General features: G+C 40.7%; 19 protein-coding genes. 6 read left to right on the top strand and 13 right to left on the bottom strand.

Going from position 1 to position 20,979, the window contains the following annotated elements:
• Positions 1-7 precede the first annotated feature (7 nt).
• From E4O07_RS04235 to ettA, 5 genes are read right to left on the bottom strand one after another with little or no spacing between them, the layout of a single operon-like run.
• Positions 8-751, bottom strand: a complete 744-nt coding sequence (locus E4O07_RS04235; RefSeq protein ID WP_253687569.1) for a WecB/TagA/CpsF family glycosyltransferase — start codon at positions 749-751, stop codon at positions 8-10.
• Positions 732-1,505, bottom strand: a complete 774-nt coding sequence (locus E4O07_RS04230) for an RsmE family RNA methyltransferase (protein ID WP_253687568.1) — start codon at positions 1,503-1,505, stop codon at positions 732-734. The genes E4O07_RS04235 and E4O07_RS04230 overlap by 20 nt, the downstream gene beginning before the upstream one ends.
• Positions 1,505-3,007 carry a S41 family peptidase gene (locus tag E4O07_RS04225; protein WP_253687567.1) on the bottom strand — a complete coding sequence of 501 codons (1,503 nt, stop codon included), beginning with the start codon at positions 3,005-3,007 and terminating at the stop codon, positions 1,505-1,507. The genes E4O07_RS04230 and E4O07_RS04225 overlap by 1 nt, the downstream gene beginning before the upstream one ends.
• Positions 3,008-3,067: 60 nt before the next feature.
• Complete coding sequence (locus tag E4O07_RS04220) at positions 3,068-3,799, bottom strand: HAD family hydrolase (protein ID WP_253687566.1); 732 nt, start codon at positions 3,797-3,799, stop codon at positions 3,068-3,070.
• A gap of 3 nt (positions 3,800-3,802) precedes the next feature.
• On the bottom strand, positions 3,803-5,551 hold the full coding sequence (gene ettA, locus E4O07_RS04215; protein ID WP_253687565.1) for an energy-dependent translational throttle protein EttA: 1,749 nt from the start codon (positions 5,549-5,551) through the stop codon (positions 3,803-3,805).
• A gap of 225 nt (positions 5,552-5,776) precedes the next feature.
• Between ettA and E4O07_RS04210 the strand changes: the two genes are divergently transcribed.
• From E4O07_RS04210 to E4O07_RS04195, 4 genes are all read left to right on the top strand, one after another.
• Positions 5,777-6,643 carry an Rpn family recombination-promoting nuclease/putative transposase gene (locus E4O07_RS04210; RefSeq protein WP_253687564.1) on the top strand — a complete coding sequence of 289 codons (867 nt, stop codon included), beginning with the start codon at positions 5,777-5,779 and terminating at the stop codon, positions 6,641-6,643.
• A gap of 258 nt (positions 6,644-6,901) precedes the next feature.
• Positions 6,902-7,345: a hypothetical protein gene (locus E4O07_RS04205; protein WP_253687563.1), complete on the top strand. Its 444-nt coding sequence runs from the start codon at positions 6,902-6,904 to the stop codon at positions 7,343-7,345.
• A gap of 21 nt (positions 7,346-7,366) precedes the next feature.
• Positions 7,367-7,909, top strand: coding sequence for a 16S rRNA (guanine(966)-N(2))-methyltransferase RsmD (gene rsmD, locus E4O07_RS04200; protein WP_253687562.1), 543 nt, complete (start codon positions 7,367-7,369; stop codon positions 7,907-7,909).
• 29 nt (positions 7,910-7,938) lie between these two features.
• Positions 7,939-9,222 (top strand): glycoside hydrolase family 1 protein, encoded by a 1,284-nt coding sequence (locus E4O07_RS04195; protein WP_253687561.1) that lies wholly within the window; start codon positions 7,939-7,941, stop codon positions 9,220-9,222.
• Here the strand turns inward: E4O07_RS04195 and E4O07_RS04190 are convergent.
• From E4O07_RS04190 to E4O07_RS04155, 8 genes are all read right to left on the bottom strand, one after another.
• Positions 9,215-10,141 (bottom strand): DMT family transporter, encoded by a 927-nt coding sequence (locus E4O07_RS04190; protein ID WP_253687560.1) that lies wholly within the window; start codon positions 10,139-10,141, stop codon positions 9,215-9,217. The two genes, E4O07_RS04195 and E4O07_RS04190, sit on opposite strands and share 8 nt — an antisense overlap.
• Positions 10,142-10,172: 31 nt before the next feature.
• Positions 10,173-11,315, bottom strand: a complete 1,143-nt coding sequence (locus E4O07_RS04185) for a hypothetical protein (RefSeq protein ID WP_253687559.1) — start codon at positions 11,313-11,315, stop codon at positions 10,173-10,175.
• Between the two features lie 58 nt (positions 11,316-11,373).
• Positions 11,374-12,780: a tRNA (N(6)-L-threonylcarbamoyladenosine(37)-C(2))-methylthiotransferase MtaB gene (gene mtaB, locus E4O07_RS04180; protein WP_253687558.1), complete on the bottom strand. Its 1,407-nt coding sequence runs from the start codon at positions 12,778-12,780 to the stop codon at positions 11,374-11,376.
• A gap of 3 nt (positions 12,781-12,783) precedes the next feature.
• Entirely contained in the window at positions 12,784-13,425 is a 642-nt protein-coding gene (locus E4O07_RS04175) for a tetratricopeptide repeat protein (protein ID WP_253687557.1), read from the bottom strand.
• Positions 13,415-13,792 (bottom strand): bactofilin family protein, encoded by a 378-nt coding sequence (locus tag E4O07_RS04170; protein ID WP_253687556.1) that lies wholly within the window; start codon positions 13,790-13,792, stop codon positions 13,415-13,417. The genes E4O07_RS04175 and E4O07_RS04170 overlap by 11 nt, the downstream gene beginning before the upstream one ends.
• Complete coding sequence (gene brnQ, locus E4O07_RS04165) at positions 13,792-15,180, bottom strand: branched-chain amino acid transport system II carrier protein (protein WP_253687555.1); 1,389 nt, start codon at positions 15,178-15,180, stop codon at positions 13,792-13,794. The genes E4O07_RS04170 and brnQ overlap by 1 nt, the downstream gene beginning before the upstream one ends.
• A gap of 415 nt (positions 15,181-15,595) precedes the next feature.
• A complete protein-coding gene (gene lepA / locus E4O07_RS04160; RefSeq protein ID WP_253687554.1) occupies positions 15,596-17,401 on the bottom strand; it encodes a translation elongation factor 4 in 1,806 nt (601 codons plus the stop codon).
• A gap of 75 nt (positions 17,402-17,476) precedes the next feature.
• Positions 17,477-19,072, bottom strand: a complete 1,596-nt coding sequence (locus tag E4O07_RS04155) for an ATP-binding protein (protein ID WP_253687553.1) — start codon at positions 19,070-19,072, stop codon at positions 17,477-17,479.
• A gap of 136 nt (positions 19,073-19,208) precedes the next feature.
• Here E4O07_RS04155 and E4O07_RS04150 point away from each other — a divergent pair, with 136 nt between their 5' ends.
• Both E4O07_RS04150 and era read left to right on the top strand, forming a co-directional pair.
• Positions 19,209-20,057, top strand: coding sequence for an RnfABCDGE type electron transport complex subunit B (locus E4O07_RS04150; RefSeq protein ID WP_253687552.1), 849 nt, complete (start codon positions 19,209-19,211; stop codon positions 20,055-20,057).
• Position 20,058: 1 nt separating this feature from the next.
• The gene (era, locus tag E4O07_RS04145) at positions 20,059-20,979 is read left to right on the top strand and encodes a GTPase Era (protein WP_253687551.1); all 921 of its coding nucleotides are present in this window, start codon (positions 20,059-20,061) and stop codon (positions 20,977-20,979) included.

Here is a 20,979-nt window from a genome sequence, read left to right as displayed (position 1 = left end):
AATTTACCTATTCATCTTTTCTAAACAACCTATAAAACAACAATAAAATATTGTACCAAAGATAGCCGAAAAAAGTAAAAATTCTAAAAGGATTTTTGATAACGGGAATTATAAAATCCCATCCTGAATCAAAAAGTTTTTCGGAAGGGCGTTTTTTAAATTTGGAAAAAATATCTATCAGGTTTGCATATCTTATAAAAAGTCCCGAATTAAAATGCTCCTTATTGCGGTAAATCCACTTTCTTCCTCCGGGAACACCCTTGCCTATAATTACTACAGAGGGGGCAGCCTTTGAAATAGCCGAAATAATATGGGGTTCCATCGACTTATGATAGAAGCCTGCAAAGCGGCCCACCAAGCGCAGACCGGGAAATGTGCTTCTTACATTTTTTTCGGCAATGACAAGGCTTTCCTGCCGTCCTCCGAAAAGATAGAGGCTCTTATAGTGAGAATCTATAACGTTTAGAAAATCTATAACTACAGAAAACTGCTGCCGTCTTACAGGCACATCTTTTTTTAAAAAACGGGCGCCTCTTATCAAGCTCTTTGAAACAGGCAAGCAAAGAGCGGCTTGTTCAACCATGTTTCTAAACTCTCCGTTACGGCGGGCTTTAAGTACATCCCAAATCGTCATAAATATAACCTGCTGAGGCCCTTCTTTATTTAAAAGACTCATCACGGTTTCTTCTATATCTTCTTCATGCAAAACATCAAGAGGAACATTTAAAAAATTAATTCTTTTTACAGCCACCTTTTTCCTCCATTACAACCTGAGCCGCCGCAATCGAATAAATTGCAGCCGTTTCGGCACGGAGCACATTTGTATTAAAATGCACTTCTTTAAATTTATGTTCTTTTAAAAACTCAGCCTCTTTAGGACTTATGCCGCCCTCACAGCCTACAGCAAGAACTATTACCTCGGTATTTTCTGATAGGCAGTCAAAAAAACTCAAGGAGTCAGTCTTTTTTTCGCTCAGCATTATAAAGGCTGTTTCCTTGTTTGCCGTGTAGTCCAAAACCTCATCCAAGGCGGTTTTGAGCTCTTGCGCAGGAAGAATCTTGGTATTCACAAGGGAGCCTGACTGCTGCCTTGCCTCCCTGATAAGCCGCTCCCGTCTTTCGGTTTGATTTATATTTTCCTTTTTTATAAGAGAGAATTCTCCCAGCACAGGAACAATGAGAGCACAGCCCGCTTCCGAAGCCTGCCTTACAGCGATATCCATGTGATTCCCCTTTATAAGCCACTGCATTAAAATAATTTCTACACAGGATGTAAAAGGGGCGGACGCTAAGGCATCTTCTTCCTTTAAAAGTTTAAGCTCTATATATTTTTTTTCGATATTAATCTTTAAAATTTCGGCAAAGGCAGGTCTGATTCCGTTTAAAGAAATTTTTAAAACCTGCCCTTCTTTAATTCTCCGCACGGAAACAAGGTAGTTATAATCTTTTTTATCCAGCCGGATAAGATCCTTATCCGGCTCTGCGGAAACAATCAGCTGCTTCATTAGTTTTTATCTTCAGTTATAGCTTTATCTTTATTTTCAGCTTTTGCTTTTTCTTCTTCCTGCATCTCAAAAAGAGTCTTTGTGGTCTTACAAAGATCATTTACATCCTGTGTGTTTAATAGATTTACAGCGGCTTTAAGCTGTTCATCATCTTCATCTATAACAGGGCTTTCATGGGAGCGGTAATATTCAACCTTTATAAGGCGCAAAATAAGCTCATGTCTTACATTGTATTCTCTGCCAAGTTTTTTAGCAAAGTCTATCATTTCGGCTTTTGAAAGAGAGGCCTTGCTCCTGGTAAAATCTGCAATCTTAGAAGTCTTTAAAAGCTCAAGCACGTTTTTTTCTTCATCCGGTGTAAAATTAAGCCTTACAACCTCTAAGTCTGGAAGGATTCCGAGCTTATCTATGTTTGCCCCGCTTGGAGAATAGTAGCGGGCTATTGTTAACTTCACGAGTTCTTTTTCGCTAAGCTGAACTACACTTTGTACCAGTCCCTTGCCGTAGGAGCGGGTACCTACAAGATAGGCCCGTTTATGATCCTTTAAAGCTCCTGAAACAATTTCGGAAGCACTTGCAGAACCCTCATTTATAAGAACAACTATGGGCATTTCCTTAGGTATTTTTTTTGTAAACCTGCGGACCTTATGAGTTTCGCTGGTTCCTCTGGCTCTTCCCTTTGTAGAAACTACAACTCCGGAATCCAAAAAAATACTTGCAACATCTATAGAACTCGAAATCAAACCTCCCGGATTATTTTTTAAATCCAAGATGAGCTTTGTGCAGCCTTCTTCTTGAAGTTTTTCTATTGCCTCGGTTATTCTTTTTGCAGAATTCGGGTTAAATTCTATTAAGCGGATGTAAGCAATATCCTTTCCGATTTTTGTATATTTTATTGTAGGCACTTCGATTAAGGCCCTCGTTATGGTAAGGTCAAATTTTAGGTTTTTACCTCGAAGAATTTTTATCGTAACCTGAGTACCTTCTTTTCCCCTAAGCATATTCAAAACATCTTCTTGGGTAATATCTTCGGTTTTAACACCGTCTATTTCGATAATATAATCTCCGGGCTGTAAACCTGCTCTCCATCCGGGGGTGCCTTCAATCGGGCTTGCTATTTCTACATAGGCAGGTCTTTCAGGGGTGGATATATTCGACTTTGTAATGTGAACACCTATACCGCAAAAAACACCGGTTGTAGTATCCTCCAAATCATGGCCTACAGTTGTATCCTTAAAAATATATGAAGTATAGGGATCTTCAAGGGAATTAAGCATTCCCTCCATAGCTCCTTTGTATAAAACGGCAGGGTCTATCTCATCCACATAATTTTCTTGGAGCAGCTTGTAAACGGATTCAAGATATCGTAAATTAGTATCAACCTCTCCGGAACCAGAATTGTTATTAGATGTAGCCGGAGCCTTTTGCGGCATAAAAAAAATAGCCGCTAACAGAAGAGTTAAAAAGATAATAGTATTTATCCAAGTTATTCTTTTATTCATCTTTCTATTTTGAACTATATTGTGAATTTGTCAATAGGGTGCGGTACCAATTTGTAGAGCTTAAAATAACCCTTCCATTAAATGTATAAGCTCATTCCAATCGCTGACACTGGTAAATTCAAAATCGGGAGAAATATGGGTTTCGTTATCGTAAGGACAGGCCAAGCTGCTTGTAAACAAAACAGGCTTTATGCCCAGAGCGGCCGGCCCTATAATATCGGCCCGAGGATTATCCCCGCAATACCAAACCTCATCTGCGGAAAGATTAGCCTTTTTTAAGGCTGCTTCAAAAAGGAGGGAATCGGGCTTTCTAAAGCCGTACTCGCTTGAAGCTATTATAAATTCGAATTTGTTGTAAGGGAGATATTTATTGATTCTGGCAGTGAGAGCTTCTCCTGAAAAGGCAATATTGCTTATGACGGCAGTCCTTATATTTTTGCTTTCCAAAAAGGATAAAAAACTTTCGATATTGGGCATTGCCATGCAGGGAGCCAGAGCTTCCCAAAAAAGAAGCTCCAGTTCCGTGTAAGAAAGTTTAAATTCTATATTAAGACTTTGAAAAAGACAGTTATAAAAACTATGGGTGTGTATTTCCAAATCGTTTTGCAAAGCCCTGGATCTTACCTTTTCAAAAATAGCCATACCTTTTTCGTAAAAAGAGGTAAAGCTTATTTTATTGGGATTTTTATGAATTTGAGCATAGAGGGCCTTATAAGCCCTGTGTAAATCAAGCTCTCTTTCATAAATAAGGGTATTTCCATAATCGAAGATAATCATCTTAGGGCTTTTCATAATCTACCTTTCAAGTTTTCTGTAAACGCCCCTGTGAGGGGTATCGGCATCCTTACCGTATTTTTCGCGTCTCCATTCGGCGTATTCGGTCCAGTTACCGTCAAACCATACGACTTCGCCGTCAGCCTCGAAGGCGAGAATATGAGAGCAAACCCTGTCCAAGAACCAGCGGTCGTGGCTTATGACGAGGACTGAGCCAGCAAAGCTTTCTAAGGCCTCTTCCAAGGCTCTAAGGGTGGTAACGTCCAAATCGTTTGTAGGCTCGTCGAGCATTAAAACGTTTCCGCCCTCTTTTAGCATCATAGCCAAATTAAGCCTGTTCCTCTCCCCGCCAGAAAGTACGCCTACCTTGCGGGACTGATCCTGCCCCGAAAAGTTAAACCAAGAGCAATAGGCCCTTGAGTTTACCTCGCGTACACCTGAAGAACCGTCGGCGGATCCAAGCTTTATGATATCGAGCCCGTCTGAAAGCTGTTCCCAAACGGTTTTATTGGGATCAAGCTTTTCCCTTGTCTGGTCTACATAGCAAAGTTTTACGGACTCCCCTATCTTGATTTCACCCTCATCGGGTTTTACAATCTGCTTTTTTTGATCAGTGCCTTCAGGAGTTTCAAAACCGGCAGCCCCGACTATCATCTTAAAGAGGGTCGTCTTACCTGCACCGTTAGGTCCTATGATGCCGACTATGGCTCCCGCAGGAACCGAAAAATTAAGCTTATCGAAGAGGATTCTGTCGCCGTAATGCTTTGCCGCATTTTTAACGTCTATAACCAAATTACCCAGTCTCGGCCCCGGCGGAATGGTAATTTGAGAATCCTTTATTTTTTCCTTTGAGCCTTGGGCTAAAAGTTTTTCGTACTCGTTGATACGGGCCTTGCTCTTGGCATGTCTTCCCTTGGGGCTCATGCCTATCCATTCCAGCTCCCGTTTTAAAGCCTTTTGGCGTTCGGTTTCTCCCTTTTCTTCAAGGGCAAGCCTTTTTTGCTTTTGGTCGAGCCAGCTCGAATAGTTTCCCTTCCACGGGATACCCTCTCCGCGGTCAAGCTCCAAGATCCAGCCTGCAACATTATCCAAAAAGTAGCGGTCGTGGGTTACACAGATAATTGTTCCTGCATATTGATGAAGATGGCGCTCAAGCCAGGCTACCGTTTCGGCATCCAGATGGTTGGTCGGTTCGTCCAATAAAAGAATATCGGGCTTTTGAAGAAGGAGCCTGCAAAGGGCAACGCGTCTTTTTTCTCCACCGGAAAGAACATCTATTACCTGATCGGCGGGCGGGCAGCGCAGGGCTTCCATTGCAAGGTCGAGGCGGCTGTCCAAATTCCATGCATCGGTCGCATCGAGCTTTTCCTGCACCTTTGCCTGTTTTTCCATGAGCTTATCCATATCGGCATCGGGGTCTCCGAAGGCCTCGTTTATCTTGTCGAATTCCGCAAGGAGGTCTACCAATTCCTGAACACCCTCGGAAACAACCTCTCGCACCGTCTTACCGCTTTGAAGCTGGGGCTCCTGTTCAAGATAGCCTATTGTATAGCCGGGGGCCGAAGAAACCTCGCCCGTATAATCCCCGTCAATCCCTGCCATAATGCGCAAGAGGCTTGACTTACCTGAGCCGTTAGAACCTATAACGCCTATTTTTGCACCGTAAAAATAAGAAAGGCTTATGTCCTTTAAAACCTGTTTTGTTCCATGGGTTCTTGAAACCCTGTCCATCGTGTAAATAATCTTTTTATCGTCTACTGTCTTTGCCATGAGCTTAAGTCTATCAAAGAATGCCTAAAAAAGCAAGGGGAAGGGGAAAGTGAGAAGGACGACATTTGTCATTCGAGATTCCAGCTTTTCACCATTCGACATTTCCATCATTCGTATTTTCCAAAGTTCCTTTTTTAAATTTTACTATTTATTGCAAACTCTTCATACAATAATTATGAAAGAGGGATTTTTTTCTCTTCGTAAAAATTATTTCAAGAGGTAAAAATGGAAAGACTTTTTACAATAACACTCCGCAATGACTATGCTTTTAAAAGAGTCTTCGGAGTGGATGAAAACAAGGACGTGCTACAGGACTTGCTGGAATGTATCTTAGACATTCCATCTGAAAATATTGCAGGATTGGAACTTTTGGATAAGGAGTTTCATAAGGAGCTTTTAAGTGAAAAGCTAGGTATCTTGGATATCAAACTAAGACTAAAGAACGGAACCTTTGTAGATATTGAAATTCAAAGCAGATGGCATTTTGATTTTCCTGAAAGAACCTTGTATTATTGGTCTAAGATGTACAATGCCGGTATAAAACAAGGGCAAGACTATACAAAGCTTCCAAAATGTATTACAATAAACTTGATAGGTCAGGGCTTTAATAAGAATAGGCGTTTACACAATAAGTATGTTATTCTTGAACAAGACACAAAAGAGCCTTTAGTTTCAAAACTTGAGATTCATATACTAAACCTTGAAAAAGCAAGACTCTTAAAAGAAGGTAAATATAGTCATAATAAAAAGAAACGCTTATTAAACTGGTTGAAATTTATCGAAACAAATGACAGGGAGGTACGTACCATGTTATCACAAGAATCACCGATGATGAAAAAAGCGAATGCAACGATAGAATTAATGGAAATGAGTCCTAGAGATAAATGGCTGTATGAATCCCGCATGAAATATGAACATGACAGGGCTTCTTGTATAAGTGAGGGTTATCGAGAAGGGTTTGAACAAGGTATTGATGAAGGCGCCCACCAAAAAGCTATTGAAACGGCAAAGCTTATGAAACAAGCCAAGTGCGAACTTGACTTTATTATGCATATGACAGGGCTTTCAAAAACAGAAGTAGAAAATTTATAAACTCAACATGAAGATATTCATAATTACGAATTAAATTAAAGCCATTTTTTTATCTTCCGAAAATAAAATAGAACCGAAGTTTTTTAATCTTATAGAGAACCTCTAAAAACTTCAGTTTTTTAGAGGTTTTCCTTAGATTTGATTTGCGATGTTTTTTATAAGTCCTTCATAACTAAAGACTTATAAAAAACTCGACGGTCATCTCTAAAAATCCAACAAGGTTTTTAGAGATGACCTATATTTAAGAGGGGAAAAAAGATGCTTCATAAGATTGTTTTTCAGGATAATTTATTTCAAATAACCAGAATGTTGGACGTAATAAAGGACGGCCTTAGCTTAGACCTTTCCGAAAGTATTTTTGCAGATAAGATGATGAGGGATATTTTATTTTTTGATGCAGCCCTGCAAAAACTTTTTACCCAGATAGAACCTCAATCCCACCTGCCCGATTATATAGATACTATGAACTGTCTTTACTTTTGTATAAAAAAATATATGGGTGTTTTAAAACTCATCCTCACGGAAAAGCTGGAAAGCGAATCTATTTTTAGCACGGAAAAAGTCCGTATTGAAGGTATTTATAAAAAGCATCAGGACTTTCTCGGTAAAATAAATATAGATATTTCAGACACGAATGTTGAAAACGAAACATACAACATAGTTTCTCAAAATGAACTTTCAGAGTTATTGAACTTAGGATAGGTCTATGTTATAATTATTCCTATGAGAATAACCGGAGGCAGTTTAAAAAACAGGCAGGTCGAATGCCCTAAGGGAATAATCCGTCCTGCAATGGACAGAATGAGGGAGTCTATTTTTTCAATACTTGGAGATCTTTCAGGTCTTTCTTTTTTAGATCTTTTTACGGGCTCAGGGATCTGCGGCCTGGAAGCCTACTCGCGCGGGGCCTACCCCGTCTACCTTGTTGAAAAAGATGCAGATAAATTTCCGGTCTTATTAAAAAACGTTTCAATGGCCGATAAAAAACTGGAATGTAAGAGGATGCCTGCAGAAACCTTTATAAAACGTGCAAAGGAATCCTTTGACATTATCTACCTTGATCCGCCCTTCCCTTATAAATTTCACATAGAACTTCTCGAAAAAATAGAAGAATCAAAAATATTAAAAGAAGGAGGCCTTGTGATGATGCATAGGCCATCCGAAAAGGCAATGCCTGAAAAAATAGGCTCTTTGATAAAGAGAGATGAAAGGATATACGGAAGGTCCATTGTGGACTTTTATCGTAAAGAAGTTCTAGATTTATAATCCTTACAAAAAGTTTTTATGGAGGAAATATGTTTAAGTTAAAAGAAAAGTTTTTACTTGGAGTTGCTACGGCTTCTACACAGATTGAGGGAGGAAGGGTAAATTCCAACTGGAACGATTTTTGCGACCGCAAGATGACCAATGACGGCTCAGATGTTGCCCGTGCAAATATGCACTACGAAAAGTTTGAAGAAGACACCAAGCTTTTAAAAAAGATGGGTGTTCAAACTTACCGAATGTCCCTTGAATGGGCCCGCATTGAACCTGAAAAGGGTAAATTCGATATGGAAGCCCTTGAACACTATAAGGAAGAATTAAGTCTTTTACAAAAAGCAGGTATCAAGCCTCTTATAAGCTTATATCACTTCAGCCATCCGATGTGGTTTGAAAATTCGGGAGGCTTTACAAAAAAAGAAAACGTTGAAGTGTTCTTAAACTATGTAGAAATCTGCATAAGAGAACTCGCCGGCCTTTGCAGAGATTATGTTACAATAAACGAACCCAATGTCTATGCCGTGCAGTCCTTTTTTTTAGGCCTTTGGCCGCCCGAAAAAAAATCGATTGCCAAAACACTAAAGGTAATGAACGTCTTAATAGCCGCACACTGCAAGGCCTATGATTTAATCCATGCAATACGCAAAGAAAGAGGCCTTACGGACACAAGGGTAAGCTTTGCCCACCACATGCAGGCCTTCCATCCCAAGGATAAAAATAAAAAAGCCGACCAAAGGGCGGCTAAAAGAATAAGCAAAATTTTCCAAGACGGAATCATGGAAGCATGTTTTAAGGGCGAGTTTTCATTCCCCTTTAAAAATCTTTTAAATATAAAAAAGAAAAACTATGTTGACTTTATAGCCATCAACTATTATTCGAGGCAGGCTGTAAGAGGCTTTTCTTACAAGGCCTTTGAAAACACTCCTAAAAACGATCTGGGCTGGGATATTTATCCCTTGGGTCTAATCGAGTGCGCTCAAACCTGTTATAACTGTCTCTCACTTCCGATAGTAATAAGCGAAAACGGAACCTGCGACAACAACGACGAGTTTAGAAGCCGTTATATTTACGATCACCTGAAACTAATAAGCGAATCTCCCCTCCCCTTTGAGGCCTATTACCATTGGTGCTTTATCGACAACTTCGAATGGAAGGAAGGAGAATCGGCCCGTTTCGGCCTTGTCCACTGCAATTACGAAACTCAAGAGCGTACCATCAAAAAAAGCGGGCACTTTTACAGCGAACTGATCAAAAAGAGAGCTGTCGATAAATCCATGATGGAAAAATATGTCGAACCTTGTAAGTATAATGTCAAGTAATAAGTCGATTTCTCCTCAAAAACGCAAGCTTTGTTTCGGAGATTATAATTGCAATAAAGATGCAGGAACAGCCCAGGGCTAAGGCCGGCGTGAATTTTTCGCCGGTGAGCATTATCGAAAGGAAGATGCTGAATACCGATTCAAGAGAAAAAATAAGGGCAGCAGTCGTCGGAGGCGTGTTCTTTTGTCCCACGGCTTGAAGCAAAACGCAGAGGGCCGTACAAAGAACAGTCAGATAAACCAGAGTGAAGACGGATTGATAGTTCCAAATTGTGCCGGAATTATCTTCAAACAAAAGAGAAAAAATAAGAGCATAACTTCCTGCAAAGGCAAATTGAGCTATCGTAATAAGGGGTGCATCAAGTTCTTCCATAAATTTAGGAAGGAGAACTATGTAGACTGCAAAAATAAAGCTGCTTATAAGTGAAAGAACATCTCCCCAGTTTACGCCCTTTTGACTTTCGGAAATCAAATCGGGCATTGAAATTGCAAGGATGCCTGCAAAGCAAAGAAAGGCTGCAAAAACATTGAACTTATCGGGCCTCTTTTTTAAAACCACGGCATTTACAAAGGGAACAAGAACACAATAGGTAGCCACCAAAAAAGAACTTCGGCCGGGAAGACCTCCTGCTGTAGTAATTGCAATAGCCTGCAAAGAATAACCTAAAAACATAATAAGCCCCAAAAACATTCCGGCTCTTAAATAGCGCTTGTCAAGCTGTTTTAAGCGTTTAAAAAACACGGCACAAAGAATCAGACAGGCAGGCAAAAAGCGGCAAGCCAATAAGAAGTTGGGTTTAAAAAAATCGTTTGTGCTGCTTACTGCAACAAAGGTACTTCCCCATAAGAGGGTTGCTGAAAGAAGGGCAAGCCGTGAAAGAATTTTAGTACGGCTCCCTGATTTTAATTCAAAAGACATAAGGATTCCTAAAAAATAAATTACGTTAAAATCAATATTCAAATGATAGAGCAAAATCCAAACCCATTTTTTGTTTTTCCCAGGGTTTATTACCAAGCTCCTTTAAAAATGCAGAGAAATCCAGTTGAAAATAGGTAAAATCAAGGCCGCATCCAAAATGAGGGTAAAGCTCATTCATACCTAATCTGAAGCTCAAAACCTTGTGAAAAACTATTTCGGTTCCAAAGGCGAGGTTCAGCAAGGGGTTTCTTTTTTTGTTAAAAATCGGCTCGAGGATATTTTGATAGTCAAGATAAAAGGACCATGAAGAAACGGTAGTCCACATATCGTCAAAAACAGGTATTGAACCTATTCCCGCACTCAAATTAGGCAAAAGAGTTTTATATTGTGTTTTACCTGCTGTGACTGCTTTTTTATAATCGGAAAAATTATTATAGGGGGTCAAAAAGACGGGAGTATAAGCATCCCTGCATGTAAGTCCTAAAAAAAAGTAGTTATCATACTTATATAAAAAACCGGCATCCAAACCGATACCGCTTGCTAAAACAATATTTAAGTCCTTTAATCCGGAATTTACAACTGAAGCCATGTCTGCCTGAGTCTTATTCAAAGCATAAGAAAAGGTTTGAAAAAAGCCCTTCATCTGAAAACCTAGGGAGACCTTATTCACCTCATCGTCATAAACACAGATACCGTAACCGCCCGTGACCAAAAGCTCTTCTCCTATTAAAAGTTTTTTCATGACGGTATTTTGTACATCAGCATGCAGAACAGTTCTATTAAAAAGGCCTACCGCAAAATTCCTATCGGCTAAGCTGAGAGCTAAAGGGCCTGTGGAGGAAAGGTCAAGATATTTGCTATCGCCTGAGTAAAGATATTCTGCAAGAGATTTTAATTTTTCAGGGGCAAAGATGGAGCTCAAACCTCCAAAACTATCTTCATTTGCATGGAGAGCAAGTTTTCCGGCCGACCGGCGTTTGGTCAAAAAAGGAAATATAGCCGGGTTTGTAAACAAGGTATCCGTCCCTGCCTGATATGTCGTAAAAGGAACGCCCAATCCGCTTATGCGGGGAGAAACATATGAGGGCACTACAGGCTCCGGCATGGAAATCTGTGCAAAACAAAAAAAAGCTGCCGCATTACACAAGAACAAAAACACAATTATTTTCTTCATTTTTACCTCCGCTCAAGCTCCATACATTAGGCTTCAAATAATTTTACCATAAAAAATACTAATCCGCAAGATATGCAATTCCATCCTTTATGATAACAAAAAGCCCCTCACCGCCCTTATAGTTTTCGGTCTTATTGTTCATTTTTAAAGGAAGAGTTAAATAATTTTCGGTTACAATTCTCAAATCTTCATTTTTTTGAGGTTTTTCGGTAACTCCAAAAAAAACTTTCCCGTTACAGGAAGCCAAATAGCTTTGATAATTTTTTTCACTCAAGGCCGAAAGAAGACCAGCCCTTCTTCCGGCTTCCCTTTCAGGAACCTTAGGTTTCATCAAAAAAGCCCTTGTTCCCGGGCGGGCCGAAAAAGGAAAAACATGAATGCCGGGAATCTGTAAATCCTCGCACATCTTAAAGGTTTGCAAAAAATCTTCTTCCGTCTCGGATGGAAAACCCGTAATAATATCGCAGCCTATAAAAGGATTATCCTTTACCTTGCGTAAATTATCTACGGCCCTTCTTATATCGATCTCCCTATAGGGTCTATTCATAGCCTTTAAAATTTTATCGCTTCCCGACTGAACCGAAAGATGAAAATGAGGACAAATCCTTTTATCCTCTACAATTTTTAAGATATCTTCATCGATACATTCGGGATACATGCTCGAAATACGGAGTCTTATTTTTTTTGTATTTTCTAAAAGCATGGCCAAGAGGTTTGCAAAGCCCCCATAGGCTTCGTCCCTATATTGGGAGAGATTTACACCCGACAAAACAACCTCTGAAGCTCCGTTTTTTTCTATTTTGATTATCCTCCGCACGGCTTCCTCTGCAGGCAGGGAAACGGAAGTGCCGCGGGCAAGCCTTATTCTGCAATAGGCACAAGCATTATTGCATCCGTCTTGAACCTTTAAGCTCGCTCTGGAATGAAAAAAGAAAACGGGAGAGCTCAGCTTAAACATTGCCTTTCTTCTTTCCGTTTCCTTTATCAAAAAAGATTTATCCGATTTGACTTCTTTTGAATATATTTTATTTCTAAAGATAAGAAGATTTTCTTTAAGCTCAAAGGTCCCTTCTTTTAGATTTTTATTTTTAAGACAGATCTCTTTTAAAAATTGAGGTAAACTGTCCAGCTCATCTTTTTTTTTGCCCGAAAAGGCTATAATTCTTTCATTTATTTTTTCGATGGAATCGGCTTCAAGCTCTGCATAGCAGCCTGTAACAAGGATGACAGCCTCGCCGTGCTCCTTTAATAAAAGACGGATAAGGCGCCTCGCTTTTTGCTCAGCCTTTCCCGTAACCGTACATGTATTTACTATACAAAGCCTTACGGGCAAAACCGAAAGATCCGTTTCTTTTGAAAACACATCAAAACCGAACTCGGCAAAGCGGACGGCAAGGGCTTCCGATTCTACCTGATTTAAGCGGCAGCCCAGCGTTTCGATTCTAACCGAAAAAAAATTATCCATAGATTAAAAACGCTGCAACACCCTTTCACGCCCTTTTTGAGCGTCAACGAGGTTTTTGTTTAAACTCAAGGCCTTGTTGTAGGCTTCAAGCGAATATCGGTATTCTTTTATCTGCTCTCTGGCATAGCCTAAACGAACCCACCAAAGGCTGTTAAAGGAATCAAGGGTAACGGCTACGGAAAAAGAAATGTCTGCATGCCTATACTTTGCCATCCGTAAATATATTTCTCCCATAAAGTAATAGGAAGAAGAAATGTGAACCCCGTTTGGAGCATAAGAAATATAATCTTGAAAAAGTTTAAGAGCTTCGGAATTTTTACCCAAATGATAACAGGCCTCGGCTTGAGTAGCTATAAGGCGGGGATCGGTTTGTGCAATTTTACGTCCGGCTAAGGCCATATCATAGGTTTTTTGATATTTACCGTCTGCCAATAGAGCCCATGTCATTACAATATAGCTGTCCAAATTATTGGGAGTCTGCTTAATTTCGGCCTCACATACGGCGACAGCCTCGGCATAGCGGCCGTTTTTATACAAAACAAGAGCATCCGGCTTATTTTGAGAAAAAACGGGTGCCGCAAAAATCAGAAAAAAAATCAGAGTAAATTTAAAGATAAAATTAATTTTTGTTTTTTTATCTTCCAAATTGATTATCCTTTGTCATGGTACAAATACCGTTAAATACACAGCCGCTTTCAAGAACGACTTCGGGAGCCGTAACGTCGCCTATAAGTTTTCCGCAAGAAAAAACATGAACCATAGTATCGGCTAGAACATTGCCTTCAACAGCCCCCTTGATTACAACCCTGTCGGCCCTGATATTGGCCTTTACAGTAGAATTTTCATCAACAGTTACATCGCTTGTAGAAACCAAAAAGCCTTCCACATGTCCCTTAATCATAAACGGTTTTTTACATTCTATCTTACCGCTAAACCGGATATCCGGAGCTAAAACCGTATCGTAATCTTCTTCATCCAAATCCAATAAATTAACTTTTTCTATATCAGCCATTACTCATCCTTTTTTTGAGAGTCTCCCTTCATTGAAGGAGCTTTTTCGGTTTTTTGCATGATAATATAACCGAAGCCTAATAAAAGAGAAAAACCTAGAGCCGGAAGAAGCCACGGGAATCCTATGCCCTCAAAGGGAAGAGTCTTTAGCACGTTAATTGTAGTATTAAAACTCATCCCTACTTGATCCATTGCAGGGAAGGCTTCAAGTTTAATAAGCAAATTATTGATAAGATCTTGAGCTGCGACCCAGCCTTGGAGAACACTTATCGAAAGAGTTCCTATTACTGCTCCATGAAAAAAATACTTGTTCGGTATAAATTCTGCAAAGAGATTTAAGACTATCAAAACAATTGCTACAGGATAAATAACTTCAAGAATCGGGCCTGCAATAGAGATAATATTATCGACGCCGAAGTTTGAAAGGAAAAAGCTTACAACACAGATAATAATAACCGTAGCACGGTAGCTTATATCGTCCTTAAATCTCTTAGAAAAGTAATCTCCCGCAGTTGCAGTAAGACCAATTGAGGTTGTCAAACAGGCCAGGCCTATTGCCAAGCCTAGTACTATTCGGCCTCCCCTTCCCCATAAAAGCTCGCTGGACTGGACTACAATTTCGGTTCGTGAAAGATTATCCGGTAAGACGGCACTTCCGGTTGCACCTACATATACGAGACCCCCATAAACAAGTCCCAAACCTATACAGGCAATAAGCCCCGTCCATATAGTCATCCTTAAAAGGGATTTTTTATCCGTGTAGCCTTTTGAACTGATACTCGAAATAACTATGGTGGCCAATATCATGGAACCCAAAGCGTCCATAGTTTGATATCCTTCTTTAAAACCTCTTAAAAATATCTTATCGACTGAAGGATCGGATGGTTTACCTATGGGAGTAACAAAGCCCTTTATAACCAAAAGACCTAATACGGCTATCAAGGCAGGCGTTAAAAACTTTCCTACCCTATCGATAACATCATTAGGTGTTAGAACAAAGAAAAGGGTTATTGCAAAGAATATAAACGAAGATAAAACTGAGCTTATCCCGAAGTTGGGCCTAATCGCTATTTCATAAGTAGTAGCAGCAGTTCTCGGAATAGCAAAAAGAGGTCCTATTATGAGCATAACAAAGATTATAAAAAAAGTTCCGAATAATTGATTTATGTTTTTGGTAAAATTCGAAAGATGCCCGTCACATTTTCCCATAGATATGATACCCAAAACAGGCATACCTACTCCCGTTACCAAAAAACCTAAAAGAGAAAAGAACCAATCTTTTCCCGATAAGTGACCCAAGGTAGGCGGAAATATCAGGTTTCCGGCTCCTAAAAACATAGCAAATAAAGCAAAACCTATAACAATAATATCGTTGGTCTTTTTGCTCATAAATTAATCCCATCCTTATAAAATTATTTATTAAAACAATGGGCGATTATATCATTCTTTGAAGAAAAGAAAAAGGGGGTCCGCTGAAAATCGGACATCCTTGTCCGATTTTCAGCTTAGAGTTTTAGACTTGCGTCTAAAACTCTCGAAGCGTGGAACCACCGCCATCCGTGGCGGAACTTTTAATAATGTCTTCACTTTCCTCAACCTTAGCCAACCATTAAATTTGCTCAAATCCTTTGTTTTAATCTTCACAAAAAATAAACTAAAAACTTTGTAATCATGCGGGTTCTTAGGGGTGCACCCCTAAGCGGTTCTTTTGAAGATTGGAGGGGTTATAGGGGAGGTACAACCAACGAAGTTTCGAGGTGAAGAAACTTTTATCCGAAAAAGAGTCTTTCCTCCCCTAATAAGCTTAATCTTCCTTTGTCTTCAATACAGCCAGGAAGGCGGACTGCGGAAGTTCGACGTCGCCTATCATCTTCATGCGCTTTTTTCCTTCCTTTTGCTTTTCGAGGAGTTTTCGCTTTCGGGTAATATCGCCTCCGTAGCATTTGGCTAAAACGTCTTTTCGCAGGGCTGAAATTGTTTCCCTCGCTATTATCTGGCTGCCGATAGCGCCCTGAATCGGGATCTTAAACTGCTGGCGCGGTATTTCGTCTTTAAGCTTTTCACAGACAAGACGAGCCTTGTCGTAGGCACTAGGCTTATAGGCAAGCTGGGCTAGAGCGTCAACAGGTTTTCCGTTGATCAAAATATCTATCTTAGCCAAATCTGTCGGCCTAGTTCCTATAACCTCGTAATCAAAGGAGGCATAGCCGCGGCTTATGCTTTTAAGCCTGTCATAGAACTCAAACAAAACCTCGGCCAAGGGCATCTCATAGGACATCTCTACCCTTTTCTCGTCCAAATAGGTCATATTGGTCTGCACTCCCCGCTTTTCCATACAGAGGGACATAACGTTTCCAAGATAAGTTGCAGGAGTTATAACCGTAGCTTTTATATAGGGCTCTTCAGCCGAAGCGATAAGCCCCTCATCGGGATAATCGGCCGGGTTGTCGCAAATAATTTCTTCTCCCGTGCGCATCGTCAGTTTATACCGTACCGACGGGGCCGTAAAGATAACTGCCTGATCGAATTCTCTTTCAAGTCTTTCTTGTACAATTTCAAGATGGAGAAGGCCCAAAAAGCCGCACCTAAAGCCGTGCCCGAGGGCAAGGGATGAATCCTTTTCCCATGTTAAGCTTGCATCGTTCAGTTTTAATTTTTCAAAGGATTCGCGGAGCTCCTCGTAGTCGTTTGTGTCCGTGGGATAGACTGAAGAAAAAACTACGGGCTTTACCTCTTTAAAGCCGGATAATGGGGCCTTACAGGGAGCTGCTGCATCGGTGATGGTGTCTCCTACTCCTACATCCGAAACCGTTTTAATGCCTGCAATTATATAGCCTACCTCGCCTGCCTGCAAGGAATCCTGCTTTACAAGGTCGAGGACAAAGGTTCCCGTTTCTTCTACCTTGTACTCGCCTCCCGTATTCATAAAGCGTATGGTCATTCCGGGTTTTATCATTCCTTCAAAAACACGCACATGGACTACAACTCCTCTGTAGGGGTCATAGTGGCAGTCGAAGATAAGGGCCTGCAAGGGATTATCCTTTGAACCCTTGGGAGGCGGAAAGGTTGTTACTATAGATTCAAAGAGGGAATCGATATTTTCGCCCGTCTTTGCAGAAACGGCCACGGCCGTATCGGAATCAAGCCCAAGGTCATGGTCTATCTGATGCTTTGCGGCGTCCACATCGGCGGCAGGCAGATCTATCTTGTTTATGACGGGGAGAATTTCCAAGTCATGTTCAAGGGCAAGATACATATTTGAAAGGGTTTGGGACTCAACTCCCTGAGTGGCATCCACTATTAAGATAGCCCCCTCGCAAGAGGCAATTGCACGCGAAACCTCATAGGAAAAGTCCACGTGACCGGGAGTATCTACAAAGTTTAAAACATAGTTTTTACCGTCCTTAGCCGTATACGGAATGCGGACTGCGTGGCTTTTTATGGTAATACCCCGCTCTCTTTCTATGTCCATATCGTCGGTCATCTGATTGCGGTGATAGCGCTCATCTATTATCTTAGTCTTTTCAATGAGCCTATCGGACAGAGTCGACTTACCGTGGTCTATGTGAGCTACAATACAAAAATTGCGTATATTTTCAGGATTTAACATAAGGCTCATTATAATGAAAAAAAAGGATTGTGTCAATTTTTAAATTTCACTTGGTTTTAATAGACTATCGAAATGTCACTTGTCAATTACCCAGTCTTTGATTGTCCTTTTTTCTTCATCAAAACTTGAGCCGATTGCTATTATTTTTTTACCGCTTCCCGAGTATTTACCGGAATAGTTTTTCTCGTTGATTTGCTGCAAAGCTTCTTCCGCCGTTCCGTTTGAAGTAAGTTTAAACTCGAAGATATAAACCTTATCTTTGAACTCTACAATGCAGTCAGCCCTCCCTGTTGCACAATGAACTTCTGTTTGCACAAACTGATTCATTAGAGCAAATACAAGATAAACCGCTGTCTGATAGTTTTGCTCACGCAGAGTTAAATCCTTTTCGGTTAAGTTATCGTAGGGAATGCCTGAAATTATTCCCTTCATCTTTTGCATAAAACCGTCTACATCCCCGGCCTCGATTTGTTCGTAAAATTCCCAAATAGAAAGCCCTGTTTTGTCGGTTCGTATCGGGGTGTAAGCCGGAAGCAAATTATCTAAAAAACCGTAACGCACCTCGTCATTCGGAAAGCCTAAACGGTAAAGGCGGGAAAAATCGTTATAGTCCTTAATGGTCAAATATCCCGATTGAAAAAGAATCGGTAAGGGATTTAAGGTCTCTGCCCTATAGGTCTCTAAACCGGCTTCGTTCATTTTTACGTTTCCGTCAAGGTCGGGAATATTGTAATAAGCTTTTTTTAAGTAGTCGACCAAGAAGGTCGGAGTTCCTGTTGCAAACCAATAGTCCCGCATTTTTCCGTCGGCAAAAACATTTAACAAGCTAAAAGGATTGTACATATTTTTTCCGTCTTCGGAAAATTTATAGCCGTCATATCTTTGTTTTAATTTTCTAAGAGCTTCATCATAGCTCAAGCCGTTTTTTTCGGCAAGGGCTTTAATCTCAGGACGGAAACCGGCTTCAAGCTCCTCTTGCGAAATTCCACAGATTGAAGAATAATCGTGCAAAAGGCTCAAATCACGCAGATTGTTTAAATCGCTAAAGATGCTTACCTTGCTGAACTTTGTAACGCCTGTCAAAAAAGCAAAGCGGATATATTGATCCGCACTTTTGATAACGCCGTAAAAGCCTTTAAGTATTGTGCGGTAGATTTCGTTTAAGGACTCATCCTTCCACATGGTTTGAAGGAGGGGCTTATCATATTCATCGATGAGAATGACTGCCTGCCTGCCTGTTTTTTCGTAGGCAGTCCTTATCAAGTTTTGAAAACGGTCAGGGAAGTCAAGGCCTGAACTTCCGTATATTTTTTCATACTCTTGCAAAAAAGAGCTGAGTCTGTTTAAAAGCCCTTCCTTTGTATCGTAGATACCTATATTAAAATCCAAGTAAAGTACGGGATACTCCTGCCAGACTTCCCTTTTCTCTTTTTCTTCCTCCTCAAGTTTTTCGATAGCCAATCCTTTAAACAGCTCTTTTTGACCGAGGAAGTAGGCTTTTAAGGTTGAAAGCAAAAGACTTTTCCCGAAACGGCGGGGACGGCTTAAAAAGTGAACACGGCTCTCATTTACCAATTTCCAAATGAGTTCAGTCTTATCGATATAAACAAAATCTTCTTTTCGTATAACTTCAAAGCTTTGAACGCCTATAGGCATCTTTCTTGTATTCATAGAAACAGTATAACATAAAAAAATAAAATTAACAATTAAAGGGTTTATTTTATTTTAGGATTTTAAAACCCATCACTTGCAAAAAAACTGAAAATATGGCATTATACAAGAGAAATAAAGTTTTATTGGAGTATGCATGAATATTATTTTATTGACCTTGGCCGTATCGCTGGTGTTGTCTCTTTTGTTGGGCCTTTTATTGGGCTTTTTTAAGAAAATATTTTATGTTGAACCGGACAAGACGGCTGCAGCCGTAAGAGAGGTTCTTCCCGGAGCAAACTGCGGTGCCTGCGGTTACCCCGGCTGTGACGGATTTGCCGCAGCAGTTGCGGCAGGAGATGCACCCGTAAACGGATGCCCTGTAGGAGCAGCCCCCGTAGCTCAAGCCATAGGAAAGATAATGGGAGTCGATGCTTCGGCCTCGGCCATGGTAGCGGTTTTAACCTGTCAAGGTTCTCATGATGTATGCAAAAACAAGTGTGACTACATAGGAGTCAAAACCTGTAAGGCTGCAAAGATTTCGATTAACGGAACAAAGGAATGTGATTGGGGATGCATAGGCCTTGGCGACTGCGAACATGCCTGCCCCTTTGATGCCATCCATGTCAAAGAAAACGGACTTCCTGAAGTAGATTACGATAAGTGTACAGGCTGTGCAGTTTGTGTTGCCCAATGTCCGCAGCACATTTTAACCACTGTTCCTATAGATCAAAAGGGAGCCATAGCCCTCTGTTCATGCAAAAACCCGCGTAAGCCCCAGATTATGAAAAACTGTAAGCGAGGCTGCATAAAGTGTATGAAGTGCGAAAAGAACTGTCCTACCGGAGCCATAAAGGTAATAGACGGAATACCCAAGGTAGATTATGCTCTTTGCGATTCATGCAATAAGTGCGTTGAAGGATGCCCGACAAAAGTTCTCATGCTTACAGAAAACAAGATAAAGTTTAACTCTTGCACATCTTGCGAAGGCTGCCAAAGCGCATAAAATGAAAAGCGGAATTGTAACGATAATAGGACGCCCCTCAGCCGGTAAGTCAACTTTCTTAAATACGGCTTCGGGCGAAAAAGTTTCGATTGTATCTTCAATTCCGCAAACCACCCGAAATGCAATCAGAGGTATCGTAAACACCACCAAGGGACAGATAGTTTTTATCGATACCCCCGGCTACCACAAATCCGAAAAAAAACTAAACCTAAAACTTCAAGAAATTGCAAAAACCCGTCTGGAAGAAGGGGATGCCGTCCTATACCTCATAGACCTTTCGAGGGAATTCGGAGAAGAAGAAAAAAACATCTGCTCTCTTTTAAGCTCCTTACAAGAAAAAACAGTAATAGGGCTCAACAAGGCCGATCTTGCCGCCTCAAAGGGAGACGGCGCACCAAAAGCTCCGGCATCCTCAAAAATTGACTTTGCAAGAAAGGAAATATCAAAGCTTCTTCCCGATATTCCGCAAGAAAGAATCGTTGAAATTTCGGCCCTAAAGGATGAGGGCATAAACGAAATTCTATTCCTCCTCATAGAACTCCTTCCCGAAGGAGAAGCTCTCTACCCGAAAGACATCTACACCGATCAGGATGTGGTCTTTAGGATTACCGAAATTATAAGGGAACAGGCCATAGCCCACACCAGAGAAGAAATTCCCCACGCCCTCTATGCAGGGGTAGAAGATGCAGAAATGCGTAAAAACGGCAAAGAGCTTTGGGTACGGGCCTTTCTCTATGTCGAAAAAGAGAGCCAGAGGGCCATGCTCATAGGCAAGGGAGCGGCCGTCATCAAAAGCATAAGAGTAAAATCCATGGCCGAAATGCGTAAAATCTTTCCTTATAAGGTTCAGCTGGATCTTCAAGTCCGTGTCAACAAAAACTGGCGCCAAAAAGATAGTATTATACAGAAGATTTCGTATTAG

This window comes from Treponema sp. OMZ 798 (assembly GCF_024181385.1).
Lineage (GTDB): Bacteria > Spirochaetota > Spirochaetia > Treponematales > Treponemataceae > Treponema_B.
The sequence above is the reverse complement of the archived record's forward strand: the minus strand, read 5'-3'. Positions and strand labels throughout refer to the sequence as shown.

Excerpts from the sequence above, each read along its gene's own strand:
- E4O07_RS04210 (WP_253687564.1), top strand. The coding sequence starts at position 5,777 with ATGGAAAGACTTTTTACAATAACACTCCGCAATGACTATGCTTTTAAA.
- rsmD (WP_253687562.1), top strand. The coding sequence starts at position 7,367 with ATGAGAATAACCGGAGGCAGTTTAAAAAACAGGCAGGTCGAATGCCCT.
- E4O07_RS04155 (WP_253687553.1), bottom strand. The coding sequence starts at position 19,072 with ATGAATACAAGAAAGATGCCTATAGGCGTTCAAAGCTTTGAAGTTATA.
- lepA (WP_253687554.1), bottom strand. The coding sequence starts at position 17,401 with ATGTTAAATCCTGAAAATATACGCAATTTTTGTATTGTAGCTCACATA.
- E4O07_RS04220 (WP_253687566.1), bottom strand. The coding sequence starts at position 3,799 with ATGAAAAGCCCTAAGATGATTATCTTCGATTATGGAAATACCCTTATT.
- mtaB (WP_253687558.1), bottom strand. The coding sequence starts at position 12,780 with ATGGATAATTTTTTTTCGGTTAGAATCGAAACGCTGGGCTGCCGCTTA.
- E4O07_RS04185 (WP_253687559.1), bottom strand. The coding sequence starts at position 11,315 with ATGAAGAAAATAATTGTGTTTTTGTTCTTGTGTAATGCGGCAGCTTTT.
- E4O07_RS04230 (WP_253687568.1), bottom strand. The coding sequence starts at position 1,505 with ATGAAGCAGCTGATTGTTTCCGCAGAGCCGGATAAGGATCTTATCCGG.
- E4O07_RS04170 (WP_253687556.1), bottom strand. The coding sequence starts at position 13,792 with ATGGCTGATATAGAAAAAGTTAATTTATTGGATTTGGATGAAGAAGAT.
- E4O07_RS04195 (WP_253687561.1), top strand. The coding sequence starts at position 7,939 with ATGTTTAAGTTAAAAGAAAAGTTTTTACTTGGAGTTGCTACGGCTTCT.
- E4O07_RS04150 (WP_253687552.1), top strand. The coding sequence starts at position 19,209 with ATGAATATTATTTTATTGACCTTGGCCGTATCGCTGGTGTTGTCTCTT.
- ettA (WP_253687565.1), bottom strand. The coding sequence starts at position 5,551 with ATGGCAAAGACAGTAGACGATAAAAAGATTATTTACACGATGGACAGG.
- era (WP_253687551.1), top strand. The coding sequence starts at position 20,059 with ATGAAAAGCGGAATTGTAACGATAATAGGACGCCCCTCAGCCGGTAAG.
- E4O07_RS04205 (WP_253687563.1), top strand. The coding sequence starts at position 6,902 with ATGCTTCATAAGATTGTTTTTCAGGATAATTTATTTCAAATAACCAGA.
- E4O07_RS04225 (WP_253687567.1), bottom strand. The coding sequence starts at position 3,007 with ATGAATAAAAGAATAACTTGGATAAATACTATTATCTTTTTAACTCTT.
- brnQ (WP_253687555.1), bottom strand. The coding sequence starts at position 15,180 with ATGAGCAAAAAGACCAACGATATTATTGTTATAGGTTTTGCTTTATTT.
- E4O07_RS04190 (WP_253687560.1), bottom strand. The coding sequence starts at position 10,141 with ATGTCTTTTGAATTAAAATCAGGGAGCCGTACTAAAATTCTTTCACGG.